The organism is Chryseobacterium sp. MMO-72, assembly GCF_037146035.1.
Taxonomy (GTDB): Bacteria; Bacteroidota; Bacteroidia; order Flavobacteriales; family Weeksellaceae; genus Chryseobacterium; species Chryseobacterium indicum.
Map to the genome: position 1 here is coordinate 70,971 of NZ_JBBCWG010000014.1, position 13,102 is coordinate 84,072.

General features: G+C 35.6%; 12 protein-coding genes. 5 read left to right on the plus strand and 7 right to left on the minus strand.

Translation table 11 applies throughout. From position 1 onward, the window contains the following. Positions 1-9 precede the first annotated feature (9 nt). The 5 genes from WFH39_RS17200 to WFH39_RS17220 form a co-directional block, all read right to left on the minus strand. The gene (locus WFH39_RS17200; protein WP_336690773.1) at positions 10-729 is read right to left on the minus strand and encodes an AAA family ATPase; all 720 of its coding nucleotides are present in this window, start codon (positions 727-729) and stop codon (positions 10-12) included. A 126-nt stretch (positions 730-855) separates the two neighbouring features. Then, positions 856-1,431, minus strand: coding sequence for a hypothetical protein (locus tag WFH39_RS17205; protein WP_336690774.1), 576 nt, complete (start codon positions 1,429-1,431; stop codon positions 856-858). A 153-nt stretch (positions 1,432-1,584) separates the two neighbouring features. Continuing rightward, positions 1,585-2,622 carry a peptidylprolyl isomerase gene (locus tag WFH39_RS17210; protein ID WP_336690803.1) on the minus strand — a complete coding sequence of 346 codons (1,038 nt, stop codon included), beginning with the start codon at positions 2,620-2,622 and terminating at the stop codon, positions 1,585-1,587. An 81-nt stretch (positions 2,623-2,703) separates the two neighbouring features. After that, positions 2,704-3,213 carry an FKBP-type peptidyl-prolyl cis-trans isomerase gene (locus WFH39_RS17215; RefSeq protein ID WP_336690775.1) on the minus strand — a complete coding sequence of 170 codons (510 nt, stop codon included), beginning with the start codon at positions 3,211-3,213 and terminating at the stop codon, positions 2,704-2,706. Positions 3,214-5,170: 1,957 nt separating this feature from the next. After that, positions 5,171-6,241 carry a branched-chain amino acid aminotransferase gene (locus WFH39_RS17220; protein WP_214589588.1) on the minus strand — a complete coding sequence of 357 codons (1,071 nt, stop codon included), beginning with the start codon at positions 6,239-6,241 and terminating at the stop codon, positions 5,171-5,173. 84 nt (positions 6,242-6,325) lie between these two features. On the opposite strand from WFH39_RS17220, the gene mnmD reads away from it, so the two are divergent. Together mnmD and WFH39_RS17230 are read left to right on the plus strand one after the other, a co-directional pair. Beyond that, the gene (gene mnmD / locus WFH39_RS17225; protein ID WP_336690776.1) at positions 6,326-7,000 is read left to right on the plus strand and encodes a tRNA (5-methylaminomethyl-2-thiouridine)(34)-methyltransferase MnmD; all 675 of its coding nucleotides are present in this window, start codon (positions 6,326-6,328) and stop codon (positions 6,998-7,000) included. Between the two features lie 310 nt (positions 7,001-7,310). Next, positions 7,311-7,727, plus strand: a complete 417-nt coding sequence (locus WFH39_RS17230) for an NUDIX domain-containing protein (protein ID WP_336690777.1) — start codon at positions 7,311-7,313, stop codon at positions 7,725-7,727. 30 nt (positions 7,728-7,757) lie between these two features. On the opposite strand, the gene WFH39_RS17235 is transcribed toward WFH39_RS17230, so the two are convergent. Further along, positions 7,758-8,462, minus strand: coding sequence for a DUF4294 domain-containing protein (locus WFH39_RS17235; RefSeq protein WP_214589586.1), 705 nt, complete (start codon positions 8,460-8,462; stop codon positions 7,758-7,760). Between the two features lie 51 nt (positions 8,463-8,513). Between WFH39_RS17235 and chrP the strand changes: the two genes are divergently transcribed. From chrP to WFH39_RS17250, 3 genes are all read left to right on the plus strand, one after another. After that, positions 8,514-9,587, plus strand: a complete 1,074-nt coding sequence (gene chrP / locus WFH39_RS17240; RefSeq protein WP_336690778.1) for a chryseobasin maturation metalloprotease ChrP — start codon at positions 8,514-8,516, stop codon at positions 9,585-9,587. 39 nt (positions 9,588-9,626) lie between these two features. Further along, positions 9,627-10,277 carry a ribulose-phosphate 3-epimerase gene (rpe, locus tag WFH39_RS17245; protein ID WP_076390423.1) on the plus strand — a complete coding sequence of 217 codons (651 nt, stop codon included), beginning with the start codon at positions 9,627-9,629 and terminating at the stop codon, positions 10,275-10,277. 293 nt (positions 10,278-10,570) lie between these two features. After that, complete coding sequence (locus tag WFH39_RS17250; RefSeq protein ID WP_336690779.1) at positions 10,571-12,412, plus strand: alpha-L-fucosidase; 1,842 nt, start codon at positions 10,571-10,573, stop codon at positions 12,410-12,412. Between the two features lie 55 nt (positions 12,413-12,467). On the opposite strand, the gene WFH39_RS17255 is transcribed toward WFH39_RS17250, so the two are convergent. Further along, on the minus strand, positions 12,468-12,884 hold the full coding sequence (locus WFH39_RS17255; RefSeq protein ID WP_076390425.1) for a nucleoside-diphosphate kinase: 417 nt from the start codon (positions 12,882-12,884) through the stop codon (positions 12,468-12,470). Positions 12,885-13,102: the final 218 nt, after the last annotated feature.

The following is a 13,102-nucleotide window of genomic DNA, read 5'->3' on the forward strand; positions in this document are numbered from 1 at the left end:
ATCTTTGTTTTATTTTCCATAAATACTAAATATATTTTTTAATGGAATTGATATGTCAGGATTGTTTTTAAATTCATTCAGATCTATAGGAGTGCTTATTAAATATTCAGGTTTGGATTTCCATAATTGAATTTTAGGAAATTCTTCTCCTATCTTTCTTATAATTATTCGTTTCAATACATTTTCGACATCAATTCTAGTAGATCTTCGATTGGCTACTTCTGCCGTATGTAATCTTCTAATGTTATTTTCATTAATAGGTACTCCGTTTGAATCAATATCTCTATAAGCTATGACATAATAATCGTTTAAATCAATATTCTTGATCTCAAAATCAAGCTTATCTATAATATTTAGCGCTTCTTTTCTGTTTGATGAATAAGTTTTTGAAAAGCTTTTTATTAATATATTTTTTGATAAAGGAGCATCAATATTTTTTGAATTAATTATGAATTTAGATGCTTCTTCAATATTAATATTATATTTTATTATTAGTTTTAATTCTAGATCATCATCTTGAGCTTCTTTATTACAATATTCTTCGTAATTTATTGAACTAAAAGAATCATTTATAAAATTTATAGCCTCAAGAAAAGCTGATTTTCCGCTCTCATTTAATCCAACAAAAATCCCTGTGCTACTAGAGTCAATACTAATGTTTTTAAAATCAAAAGTATAGTCTTTGATACTTTTAAAATTAATAATTCTAATAGAATCTATTTCTAACATATTATTTTTTTATTATAAAGCTATAAATATAATATTCCAAAACTTTACGGAAAACCGTATTTTCCCTGAATTTTCAACAAAAAAACCACCCTTTCGGATGGTTTTCAATAAATAAAATCAAAAATTTTAAATTTTATCCAAAATCTTCTTCGGCAACACTTTTACCAATTGAGATTTGTATTCATTTTCGAGGATCACAAACTTCCAGTATTTTTTGTCTTTGGAAACCGCACAGGCTTTCATATTGGCGTTGATTATGTAAGAATTTTCCTTCGCAGCATACTGTACATTGTTTTTGCCGTATTTCTGAATCAGCATCGCTTGGATTTTCTTCTTCATGTCTTCATTCAGGGAACCGACATTGCATTTCAGCTTGAGAAAGTAATTGACGATGGAGAAATATTCTTTATCAATCTGTTCCGGCTTTGCAATATTCCCAAACTTAAAATCCTGAATTTCAATCTTCATAAAAGGATTGTTGTAGGTAATGTTCAGAATCTGCGTCATCTGATCTTTCGGAATCACCGTGAAAAATTTCGGATAAATACAGTTCACCGACTGATCGATTTTCTTTGTTTTAATCGTATTCACAAAATACGACAGTGATTGTTTAATGGCTGCATCTTCCGGATTTGCCTTCGTCTGAGCAAAAGACATCAATGACAGGAACATGAACAGAAACAGGAATGATTTGGCTTTCATAATTTTAAATAGACAGTTGTTACGATTTTCAAAGAAGACGATTACTTCTTCTTTCCTTAAATCTGTCGCAGAAGTCCGGCGAATCGTTACAAACAAACGGCAACGAAAAAAGCCATCCTTTCGGACGGCTTTCAGAATATTGTAAGATTCAGATTATTTTACTTTTACAAGCTCAACATCGAAGATTAACCATGCGTTTGGCGGAATTACTCCTCCTGCTCCTCTTTCTCCGTAACCCATTGCCGGCGGAATCAGTAAAGTAGCGGTTTCACCTTCTTTTAACAAAAGGATTCCTTCGTCCCAGCCTTTAATCACTCTTCCCATCCCGATAGGAATTTCAATCGGCTCATTTCTCTTGAAAGAAGAATCGAATTCCGATCCGTCTACCAGTTTTCCTGCATAGTGTACAGAAACGTTATCACCCGCTTTCGGAGCTTTTCCTTCTGTTGTTTTCGTGATTTTATAGTAAAGACCGGATTCTGTTTTCTGCATTCCTGCTTTCAGATCTTCAACCATTTTCTCCTGATTGGCTTTGAATTCAGCTTCTTTTTTAGCTTTTTCAGCTTCTTCTTTTGCTAAAAACGCTTTGTTGTTTTCTGCAATTTTAGCTTTTCCTTCTGTAAACGTTTTTGCTGCATCGTAGTTTTTGTATTCGTCTCCTTTGCTGAAAACAGAAACTTTTTCCAAAACGATGTCAGTTTTAGGCTTATCCTGCGATCCTTTTTCTACATTCGCAATCGCATCGATTACATCCTCTCCTTTTACCACTTTCCCGAAAATCGTGTGTCTTCCGTCTAACCAAGGTGTAGCCACTTCCGTGATGAAGAACTGAGAACCATTCGTATTCGGACCCGAATTCGCCATAGAAAGCACTCCTTTTCCGGTATGCTTAAGATCGTTTCTTTCGTCCTCGAATTTATATCCCGGATCTCCCATTCCAGTTCCCTGAGGATCTCCCCCCTGAATCATGAAATCTTTAATCACTCTGTGGAAAATCGTTCCGTCATAATAAGGAACGCCTTTCGCTTTCGCTTTGTTATCGATTTTTCCTTCTGCAAGACCAATAAAATTAGCCACAGTTACCGGTGCTTTTTTATCCTCGAATTTTACGATCAAATTACCCTTTGTCGTCTGAAGATTCGCATAAAGTCCGTCATTAAGACCTTCGTAAGTTTCTTTGTCTACGTTCATTTTTTTATAAATTGGTGTACAACTCATCAGCGAAACACTTGCCGCCGCCAGAATTATATTCTTGTTAAACAATTTCATGGATTATAATGCTTTTAATTTTATGATTAGTGGGATGTCGTTATCTATTTTCTTCTCATCTCCGTACGTTCCATACGCCAGTGCAGACGGAACCAGAAGCGTAACTTCCTCACCGTCGTGTATAAAACGCAAAGCATCTTCTACCGCCTTCAGTTCATCAAAATGACCGAATTTGGCATCTCTTCTTGTGATTGGCTGATCGTAGATTTTCGTCTGGTCGAAGTCGTACAGGTCGTAAGAATAAGAAATCAGCGTATTGTCCTGTCTTCTCTGCCTTTGGTCAAAACCTTCCGTATTCGTCCAGTAATTAAGCTGCGTAGGATAAAATTTTACCGGCTGATTGCCAATCCATTCCTGAATATGGTATCTTTCCTGTGCATTCAGGTTTTTCATCCTGTTTTTGGAAACATCCAGATCGTTCTTGCTGAGAACGCCGCCAACGGGAGGATGAGTCTGCGCATTTTTGCTGCAGCTCAGTAAACCCAATATCGATATGAAGAGTATTTTTTTCATAAACTTTTGCGAAAATACACATTTCGGGAATCAATTACAAAACTTCAGGAACTTATTGAATTAAAAATTATCACAATTTTACGGTCTTCTTGAATGCGAAACAGTCGAAGGATTTTCACCTTAAATTTCTGTTTTTTGAAAGGAATTGTATTTTTCAGGAGCTTTATCGCGCTTTCCGCACTCGCTATTTCTTTAGTTTACGGCGCGGCTTCGCCGCGCCGTAAACTAAAAAAAATGAGCTCAGACAATTGCTCCAATCCCGGCTAGGATTGCAGACGTTTCTTACAACACCCTAAACAAGTACAGCTTGTTATTTTATTCAAATCTTTAACGAGTCATGTCATTCTGATTGAAATTTTGCAAAGTAATATGGAATGAAGAATCTTTCGAATAATCTCCCGCAGATTGTGCAGATTGTGCAGATTTTTTTTCAATGTAAAATTGTTATGCTTTCTCAAATCCATTGACAGCGTTTTTGTCATCCTGAAAAGGATTTCAACGATACATTAAAAACTTTATTCAGATGCTTTCAGCATGACAAACCTAATGTAAATAATTTAGCAGATGGTGCGGATTTTTTTCAACGTAGAATTGTTTATACTTTCTCAATCCATTGACAGCGTTTTAGTCATCCTGAAAAGGATTTCAACGATACATTGAAAACTTTCTTAGATGCTTTCAGCATGACAAACATACTGTAAATAAATCCCCTTCAACTATTCTGAAAGTTATTTTACTTTTTGATTTCTGGCAGATTGTTCGGATTTATTCTACTTAATCATCTGCTAAATTTGCAAAATCTTCGAGAAATAGTAATCATCATTCAGTTTGTCATCCTGAAAGGATCTAAACACAGGACTTTTAAAGAACAAAAATCTATAAATAAATGGCTCGAAAAAAGCTCTTCGACAGGCTCAGAGTGACACCGCGAATACTAAACGAAAGACAAAACAATGAATAATTGTCAACAATTCTTTTTATCTCCCAAAATCTTTAATGGTCGCTTGTCATTCTGATTGAAATTTTGCGAAGCATTATGGAGTGAAGAATCTTTTGAATTATCTCCCGCAGATTTTGCAGATTACGCAGATTTTTTTCAATGTAAAATTGTTATCCTTTCTCAATCCATTGACAGCAATTTTGTCATCCTGAAAAGGATTTCAACCATACATTGAAAACTTTCTTTAGATGCTTTCAGCATGACATACTGTAAATAATTTAGCAGATTGTGCGGATTTATTCTAATTCATCATCTGCGAAATTTGCATAATCTGCGAGAGATAATCATCATGCAGCTTGTCATCCTGAAAGGATCTAAACACAGAACTTTAAAAAACAACAATTTATAAATAAAAGGCTCGAAAAAAACTCTTCGACAGGCTCAGAGTGACACCGCGAATACTAAACGAAAAACAAAACAATGAATAATTGTCAACAATTCTTTTTATCTCCCAAAATCTTTAACAATCCCATGTCATTCTGATTGAAATTTTGCGAAGCATTATGGAGTGAAGAATCTTTTGAATTATCTCCCGCAGATTTTGCAGATTACGCGGATTTTTTCAATGTAAAATTGTTATGCTTTCTCAAATCTATTTACAGTAGAATTGTCATCCTGAAAGGATCTAGGCAAAGTATATAATACATTAAACAATAAATAAAAAATTCGAACTAAAAAACTCTTCGGCAGGAGTGACACCGCGAATACCAACTGTAATACTTTTTACTATTACAATTCCAAATATAATCTTTGTGTAAAAAATAAACCATTAAGATTTAGATTTAAGAAATTAAGCTTCATTAAGAAAAATCAAATTGATTTTAATTTTAAACGCTTTATTTAAAGTTATAAAAATGATATTAAAACTCTTAAAATCTGAAATCTATCTAAACGTTAAAATTTAAAACAAAAAGCCGGAAAAAATTTCCGGCTTTTCAATATCTAACATTTAAAAAATTAAACTGTTTCCAATACGTGATCCACTAAAACTCTCCATCCGAAAGGATCGTCTGAAAGGTTTGTCTGAAGATTCACAAGATCGTTTTTCAAAGTAACTGCGAAGCTTTCTTCGTCTGATAATCTTGGCAATTCAAGCTTTTCTCCTTTGTAGCCTAAAGCCTGGAAAACGGTAGTAACCACTGCTGTTCCCACTCCCCAAACTTCTTTTAAAGTTCCGTTTTTCTGAGCTTCTATAACATCCAGAACTTTAATAGGTTCTACTTTTACTTCAATTCCTCTCTTTTTAGCCAACTGGATGAAGCTGTCTCTTGTAACTCCGTCAAGGATTTTTTCTGAAGTCGGAGGTGTATAAATGGTATCGTTGATTCTTACGAAAACGTTCATCGTACCACTTTCTTCGAAATATTCATGAGTAGCGTCATCAGTCCAGATAATCTGCTCATACCCTTCTTCAATTGCCAACTGAGTCGGGTAAAAAGAAGCCGCATAGTTTCCGGCAGCTTTAGCAGAACCTACTCCACCGCTTGCCGCTCTTGAATAGTGGTCTGAAATTTTTACAGAAACAGGTTCTGTATAATACATCTTTGCAGGAGTTGCAACGATCGCGAACATATATTTATTGGCAACTCTCGCCTTCAATGCTTCTTCTGTAGCGAAAATCAATGGTCTGATGTACAAAGACATACCTTCTCCGGAAGGAATCCATTCTCTGTCGATATCCACCAATGCTTTCAGTCCGTCCAAAAACATTTCTTCCGTTATTTCCGGCATGGCAAGACGTTTTGCCGACTTATTGATACGTTCAAAATTCTTTTCGGGCCTGAAAAGGAAAACCTGTCCGTCTTTGTCTTTATAGGCTTTCATGCCTTCAAAACAAGCCTGTCCGTAATTTACACCCATCATTGCCGGTGTAAATGCCAAAGGACCATAAGGAACCAATTTTACATCACCCCATTTTCCGTTTTCGTACTCACAGATGATCATATGATCGATAAAAGTATTTCCGAATGAAAAATTGTTTGGGTCGAATGTAGAAATTCGGGAGTTTTCAGTTTTTTGAATTATCATTTCTAAAATTTTTTATGAGGTTCTACAAATTTAACATAATTTTCTAAATATAAAAATTTTAGAGTAAATTTGTAAAAAAATAGCTTGAAAAGAGAAATTAAGACCACAAACGACGGCAGCAAAACACTGTTTATCATTGATTTAAATGAAAACTATCATTCACACCATGGTGCATTACAGGAAGCCGAACACGTGTTTATCAAAAATGGATTAAATCTGATAAATGATTACGAAATTAATATTTTAGAACTCGGTTTTGGAACAGGTTTGAATGTTTTGGTAACAATTAATGAATATTTAAAAACTGACAAAAATCATATCATCAACTATTTTACCCTTGAAAAATACCCCATAAGTGAATCGGAAATTAACGATTTAGCCTATTTTGAGCTTTTCGATAACCCCGAATTCAAAAATATTTATCAAAAAATTCATCTGGCAGAATGGGAAAAGTCAGAAGAAATCATTAGTGGTTTCAACTTAAAAAAGATAGAATGTGATTTTTTTGATCTGAAGAATATCGATTTACCAGCAATAAATCTGGTATATTACGATTGTTTCGGAGCAAGAGTACAGCCCGATCTCTGGGAAAAGCCTCTTTTTGAAATGGTTTCGGATAAAATGGCTGTTAACGGATTATTAACAACCTACTCTTCGAAAGGAAGCGTGAGAAGAATTCTTCAGGAACTGAATTTTAACGTTGAAAAAAAGCAGGGACCTCCGGGAAAAAGAGAGATGATTAATGCGGTGAAGTTGTAAGGAAGGGAGAAAGAAGATGGAAGCTTGAGGCTGGAAGATGGAGGTTTTATTACTTGATGTTTTATAGTCTTTAAAGTTTTGAATGTATACCTTATTATATATTGAAGTTTTTTTAATTCATCCTAAAAGTTTGTCATTTCGGAGAAATCTAAATATCTCATTCGACAAAAGACTGGAAAAATTTGCTTCCTGATACATTTGAGTATGTAAATCTAAGGTTAAAAAAATTAAAATAAGCCGTAAACTTCCAGATCCTGTCTTCGGGCATCCGACAAATTTTCCCTAAATTAGCTTTAACAAATTATTATATATGATAGATAAGATCAACATTAGAGTTTACGCCTGTGCGGTAAAAGATAAAAAAGTCCTTACTTTATTTGAAGAATACGCAGGTGAACCTTTAATGAAATTTCCGGGTGGCGGACTGGAGTTTGGAGAAGGATTAATAGATTGTCTGCATCGAGAATTCGATGAAGAGCTGAATGTAAAAATAGAAGTTGTGGAACATTTTTATACGCAGGAAGATTTTCTGGTTTCGCGTTTCAGAGAAAATGAACAGCTTCTTACCATATATTATATTGTAAACATCATTAACGAAGGCGATTTCCTGATTCTTGATCCCTGCATCGAAAAAACAGAATGGATTGAGATCGACAGACCGGAAAATCCGTTTCCGTTGCCCATCGACAAAATTGTTTTTGATAAATTAAAAGAAAAATTCCTGTAAGATCGTTACAGGAATTTTTTATGATCGATATTATTTGTAGACTTTAAAACTGCTCGCTCCGGAATAAGGCTGAAGATAACCTGAATTCCAATTAGATTGAAGCAGGGATTCCAGATATTCGTCTGTTCTATTTTTGTGCGGATCGTAGGGGTCTTTAAGATCAATATCTGCCATTTTTCCTTTTACATTCCACCAGAAAGCACTCCATCCTCCTCTTAATTCTTTAATGATTTCGTAGACATTTTTTCCGGTTGCTCTGTTCATCAGTTTGGCAAAAACCTGTCCTTCTGTTGTCGTAAGATCACGAAGCTGTTTTTCGTACTGATCGGCAAGAATATTCTGTCGGTCTCTGATGTATTTTCGCTTTGCCTTACTGTCCATATTCGTCATTTCCCCCTGAATATCTCTGTATTGCTGTAAAGCAGTTAAAAATAACGGATATACTCTGTAAAGCTTTTTATTTAAGAAATAATAATAGTTTCGATCTAGCTGATTATTGAATTTCGGTTTATTCAGCAAAACCAGCTCATCCATTACCACGACGGTTTCCCCATTGATTTCATAGATTCTTGCTTTCTGCCTTTCATCATAGAAATATTTATTGCCGAATTCATCTGTTTTCAAAAGTTCTGCAGGGTACTGACTTAAAGGTTTCGCAATGATGGAATCCTTCTGAGCCGAAATACTGACTCCAAAAAAGAAGAGAAAAAGACAAATAATCTTACTAAAATTCATTATTTTTACGCGTATTAGAACAAAAATTGAACGCAAAAATCATTCCTTTTTATGAAATTTGAAAAGAAATCTTTAAAATTTTTAGAGAAATATTTAAACACTTCATCTCCGACTGGATACGAACATGAGGGACAAAAAGTATGGATGGACTACATTAAGCCTTATGTAGACAAAATTGAAGTGGATCATTATGGAACCTGCTACGGAATCATTAATCCTGAAGCGGAATTTAAAGTAGTGATTGAAGCGCATGCAGATGAAATTTCTTGGTATGTAAATTATATTACAGACGACGGATTGATCTACGTGATCCGAAACGGAGGTTCTGATCAGACAATCGCTCCGTCCAAAGTGGTTCATATTCACGGTGAAAACGGAATTGTAAAAGGCGTTTTCGGATGGCCTGCAATCCACACAAGAGTCAACCAGAATGAGCCTACTCCAAAAATTGAAAATATCTTCATCGATTGCGGGGCAACTTCCAAAAAAGAAGTGGAAGAAATGGGAATTTATGTAGGATGCATGATTACCTATCCCGATGAATTCTTCGAAATGAATGACCGCTATTTCGTTTGCCGAGCTTTAGACAACAGAATCGGTGGTTTTATGATTGCTGAAGTGGCAAGACTTTTAAAGGAAAATAAAAAAACAATTCCGTTCGGATTATACATTACCAATTCCGTTCAGGAAGAAGTAGGTTTGTATGGAGCAGATATGATTGCAGATACTATCAAACCTAATATTGCGATCGTGACAGACGTTACGCACGATACCACCACTCCGATGATCGAAAAGAAAAAAGAAGGCGACCAGAAATGTGGAGACGGACCGGTAGTTTTCTTCGCACCAAGCATTCATCACACCATCAGAGAATTAATTATCGACACCGCAAAAACAAAGAAAATTCCTTTCCAGAGAGCAGCAGCGAGCCGCGCTACGGGAACAGACACCGACGCTTTCGCGCATTCTAACGGCGGCGTTCCGAGTGCATTAATTTCTTTACCTTTGCGTTATATGCATACCACAGTGGAAATGGTTTCCAAAGAAGACGTAGGAAATGTAATCCAACTGATCTACGAAACACTTCTGAGAATTCAGCCGGAAATGAAACTGAAGTATCATTAACAGAAGTTAAAAGAGACAAGTTAAAAGTAAAAAGTAAAAATGAAAACGAAGCTTATTGCTCCATCCCTTTTATCCGCAGACTTCGGGAACCTGCAAAGAGACATCGAAATGCTGAACAATTCTCAGGCAGACTGGTTTCACGTAGATGTAATGGACGGAAGATTTGTTCCGAATATTTCGTTCGGATTTCCGGTAATGAAAACCGTTCAGCAGCACGCCAAAAAATTTGTAGATGTGCATCTGATGATTGTAGAGCCTGAAAAATATGTGGAAGAATTCATTAATCACGGAGCAGATCTTGTATCGGTGCATTACGAAGCGTGTACTCACCTTCACAGAACGATTCATCATATTCAGAGTCTGGGTGCAAAAGCCGGTGTTGTGCTAAATCCTTCCACTCCGGTTCTGATGCTGGAAGATATTATTGCAGACGTAGATCTTGTTTTGCTGATGAGTGTAAATCCGGGATTCGGAGGGCAGAAATTCATCGAAAACACTTACAAGAAGATTGCGGAAACGAAAGACTTAATTTTAAGCAACAATTCGACAGCATTAATTGAAATTGACGGTGGTGTAAATATCGACAACGCCTCTAAGCTTTTCGAAGCCGGAGCCGATGTTTTGGTTGCAGGAAATGCAGTTTTCTCAGCAGAAAATCCGGAAAGAACGATCGAATTACTGAAAATTTAATTTCATTTCAATACAAACAAAAAGGCAACTCCGTTGAGTTGCCTTTCTTCTTAATGAAAATCTGAGCCTTTAATGGTTATTAGTTTTGAAGAGTTTAATGCTTAAATTTTCCTTCTCTAATGCTGATGTAAAGATGGCAATAAATGAGGACAAAAACATCCGTAAAAACACGGAATTTTAATCTCGGTATTTTTACTTAACCCCGAAGAACAGGAAGGTTTAAATCATTCAATAATAAATACAGGAGCTCTATGAAGTTCTTTTTAAGTATTTTTAGATCACAAAAAGAAAAAATGAAAGGGAAATTAATCGGCATATTGTCTTTAGGTCTGGTTTTATCTTCAGGAAAATATCCTGCACAGAATCAGCTACAGGAAAATCAAAAAATGGAATGGTTTCAGGATGCCAAACTCGGAATATTTATTCATTGGGGAATTTATTCTGTAAACGGAATTCCGGAATCATGGGCTTTTTTCAATAATTACATCAGTCATGAAAATTACATGAAACAGCTCAATGGTTTTTCGGCTGCAAAATATAAACCTGATGAATGGGTAAAACTGATTAAAAATTCCGGCGCAAAATATGCCGTGATTACCACAAAACATCATGATGGTGTTGCCCTTTGGGATTCAAAAGCTGAAAAATCGACTACCATTCCTAGAAATTCATTAGCCAAAAAAGATGTGCTTTCTCCGTTTATCTCTGTGTTAAAAAATTCCGGACTGAAAACCGGACTTTACTATTCCCTTCCCGACTGGAGCCATCCTTATTACGACATCAATACCCGGACAAAAAAACGTTACGAAATTAAAAATGATCCGAAACGCTGGGAAAATTTTGTCACCTATTATCAGAATCAATTAAATGAACTTTCTTCACAATTGAAACCTGATCTTCTGTGGTTCGACGGAGATTGGGAACACTCATCAGAAGAATGGCGTGCTACGGAAACACTGGAAAATCTGAAAAAATTCAATCCGGACATTATCGTTAATTCCAGACTGAAAAATCATGGGGACTACGAAACTCCGGAACAGGGAATTCCTGTAGTAAAGCCTCAAAGCAATTACTGGGAACTTTGCTACACCATGAATGATTCATGGGGATTTCAGCCCTTCGACAATCATTATAAAACTCCGAATATGATCGTAAGAACTTTGGCGGACGTGATTAATATGGGTGGAAATCTACTGTTGGATATCGCTCCGAAAGAAGACGGAACCATTCCGGAACAGCAGGTTGAAATTTTAAAGAACTTAGAAAGATGGACAACAAAAAATTCCGAAGCCATTTATGGAACAACACGAGGTTTGCCATTCGACAATTATAAAGGAAAATCTGCATTTTCTAAAGACCGGAAAAAAATATTTCTCTACCTTGAAGAAGCCAAAGACTTTGTAAAAATATACGGTTTAATGACCAATATTATTTCTGCCAGAATTCTTGGAGACGATAAAGCGAAGATTGATATTAAAAGTAACGGTAATGGAGATTTCACTTTCAATTTTTCCCATGTAAAATTTGATCAGGACGTAACCGTTGTTGAAATATCAATTGACGAACCTATGATCAGAGTACAAAATGATAAGCCTAATTTATCTCTTTCTGAAACTTTAGAAAATAAAAATACGAAAATGACAGTCTATGAAATTGCAGAACAGCTTCATTCGGGAAACAACATCTTCAAAAATTCAGGTTTAACAGAGGACGGAATGGAAATGAAACTTCCCAAAACCGGCAAAACCAATCCCGAAATTCTAAACTGGATCAGCAAACACGCAGAAGCACTTTATGAAACCGAAAAAGGGCTTCCAGAAGGTCATTTTTCAGGAAACTCTGTACTTTCCAAAGACAGACAGACCCTTTATCTTTTTGTGGAAGGAATTCCGACCGGACCGATCGCTTTAAAAGGTATTAAAAACGAAATTGCCCGAATCCGTATCGTGGGTGAAGGAACTTTATTAAGCCATGAAATATACAATAAGCTTTACTGGAGTGAGGTTCCGGGAATTATTTATATTGATGTACCCAAAGAGAAACTGGATAGAAACCTAACTGTTATTGCCGTTCTTCTTGATCAACCGCTCGAATTATACCGTGAAAAAGTTGGCGCAATTGAAAGTAATCTGTAAAAAACAAAATCCGAAGAAAGTTTCTCCGGATTTTTTATTTTGAAAATGATTTTTCTTAGAAAATTTCTCTTCCTGAAAAATGGAATTTTGCTTCGATAAGAGCGTTTTCGTCAGAGTCAGAACCGTGAACAGCGTTTTCTCCGATGCTTCTTGCAAACATTTTTCTGATTGTTCCTTCTGCAGCTTCCGCAGGATTAGTAGAACCGATTAAAGTTCTGAAATCTTCTACCGCATTGTCTTTCTCAAGAACAGCAGCAACAATAGGTCCAGAGCTCATGAAATCTACCAATTCTCCGTAGAATGGTCTTTCAGCGTGAACTTCATAGAATTTTTTTGCATCTGCAACAGTAAGTTGAGTCAATTTCATTGCTTTGATTTTGAAACCACCTTCTGCGATCTTTCCTAATATAGCACCGATATGTCCGTCCGCAACTGCATCAGGCTTAATCATAGTGAATGTAATGTTAGACATAAATGTATATTTTTTTAATGGCGCAAAAATACAAAAAATTCTTTTGATTTTAATTTTAAAATATTTTTAACATAAAAATAACATTTGTTAAGGTTTTGTGAACGAAACTTTGGCACAGTAATTGTTTATTTTATTGTGATTCTCATGTTTAATTTGAGTTTTCATGGTTATTAGTTTTTACCCAGCTTCGGCTGGGTTTTTTATTGACTGTAATTCCC

Excerpts from the sequence above, each read along its gene's own strand:
- WFH39_RS17200 (WP_336690773.1), bottom strand. The coding sequence starts at position 729 with ATGTTAGAAATAGATTCTATTAGAATTATTAATTTTAAAAGTATCAAA.
- WFH39_RS17205 (WP_336690774.1), bottom strand. The coding sequence starts at position 1,431 with ATGAAAGCCAAATCATTCCTGTTTCTGTTCATGTTCCTGTCATTGATG.
- WFH39_RS17210 (WP_336690803.1), bottom strand. The coding sequence starts at position 2,622 with ATGAACGTAGACAAAGAAACTTACGAAGGTCTTAATGACGGACTTTAT.
- WFH39_RS17215 (WP_336690775.1), bottom strand. The coding sequence starts at position 3,213 with ATGAAAAAAATACTCTTCATATCGATATTGGGTTTACTGAGCTGCAGC.
- WFH39_RS17220 (WP_214589588.1), bottom strand. The coding sequence starts at position 6,241 with ATGATAATTCAAAAAACTGAAAACTCCCGAATTTCTACATTCGACCCA.
- WFH39_RS17230 (WP_336690777.1), top strand. The coding sequence starts at position 7,311 with ATGATAGATAAGATCAACATTAGAGTTTACGCCTGTGCGGTAAAAGAT.
- WFH39_RS17235 (WP_214589586.1), bottom strand. The coding sequence starts at position 8,462 with ATGAATTTTAGTAAGATTATTTGTCTTTTTCTCTTCTTTTTTGGAGTC.
- chrP (WP_336690778.1), top strand. The coding sequence starts at position 8,514 with ATGAAATTTGAAAAGAAATCTTTAAAATTTTTAGAGAAATATTTAAAC.
- rpe (WP_076390423.1), top strand. The coding sequence starts at position 9,627 with ATGAAAACGAAGCTTATTGCTCCATCCCTTTTATCCGCAGACTTCGGG.
- WFH39_RS17250 (WP_336690779.1), top strand. The coding sequence starts at position 10,571 with ATGAAAGGGAAATTAATCGGCATATTGTCTTTAGGTCTGGTTTTATCT.
- WFH39_RS17255 (WP_076390425.1), bottom strand. The coding sequence starts at position 12,884 with ATGTCTAACATTACATTCACTATGATTAAGCCTGATGCAGTTGCGGAC.